Annotated in this window: 2 protein-coding genes; both read left to right on the forward strand. The window is 34.6% G+C overall.

Annotated features, from left to right (window positions below; genetic code table 11):
• Positions 1–659: YlmH family RNA-binding protein (locus tag HMPREF2795_RS10055; protein ID WP_075228812.1), on the forward strand; the 659-nt coding region annotated here is incomplete at its 5' end.
• A gap of 8 nt (positions 660–667) precedes the next feature.
• On the forward strand, positions 668–913 hold a 246-nt coding region (locus HMPREF2795_RS10060; protein WP_075228813.1), incomplete at its 3' end, for a DivIVA domain-containing protein.

Genomic DNA, 913 nt, shown 5'->3' on the forward strand with positions numbered 1-913 from the left:
AGGTCTTTATTTTAAAGACATTGGGGAATCATCATGGGATTCAAGTTTTTTTAAGCAATGATTTTGTGCCTAGTGAGTATAGTCGTGTGCTTCTTGCACCAGATTATTTCATACCGACTTTGGCGGATTTTGAAATGGAATTACTTGAGATTGTTTATTCTAGTAAGTTTGACCAATTGACTCATTCCAAGATTTTAGGAACCGTTCTGAATCGTCTGGGAATTGATCGCAAGTTGTTTGGTGATATTTTAGTTACGGAGAATAGAGCCCAAATCATTGTGGACCAAAAATTCACTTCTCTCTTTCAAGATGGGATTCAAAAGATTGCTAGATTGCCTGTCAAACTAGAAGTCGTATCTTTTGAAGAATTGGTAGAAGCCGTGAGTGATTATCAGGAAAAGGAAGTTTTAGTTCCGAGTATGCGCTTGGATGCTTTCTTGTCAAATGTTCTGAAATTGTCTCGCTCTCAGACAGCTGATTTATTAGAAAGAAAATATGTTCAGGTAAATTACCATCTGGTTGAAAAATCTGACTACCAAGTTAAATTAGGTGATTTAGTAAGTGTCAGACGTTTTGGACGGATTATCTTACTCAAAGAAAATGGTCAAACTAAAAAAGATAAGAAAAAAATAACAGTCCAATTACTACTAAGTAAGTGAGAAGAAACATGTCGATTACACCACAAGAAATTATTGATAAAGCTTTCTCCATTAAATTCAGAGGCTATAATAAGGAAGAAGTTGACGAATTTTTGGATAAGATTTATTTTGACTATGAGGAATTAGTCCGTTACAAGGATGAAACTGAAGTCTATACCAAAAGATTAGAAGAACGTCTTTCGTCTTTTACTACTGATTTTCCTAAGAGAACAGTGACAAACGAGCAAGAACCAGAACCATTGAATGATTCTATT

It is taken from the genome of Streptococcus sp. HMSC056C01 (assembly GCF_001811305.1).
Lineage (GTDB): Bacteria > Bacillota > Bacilli > Lactobacillales > Streptococcaceae > Streptococcus.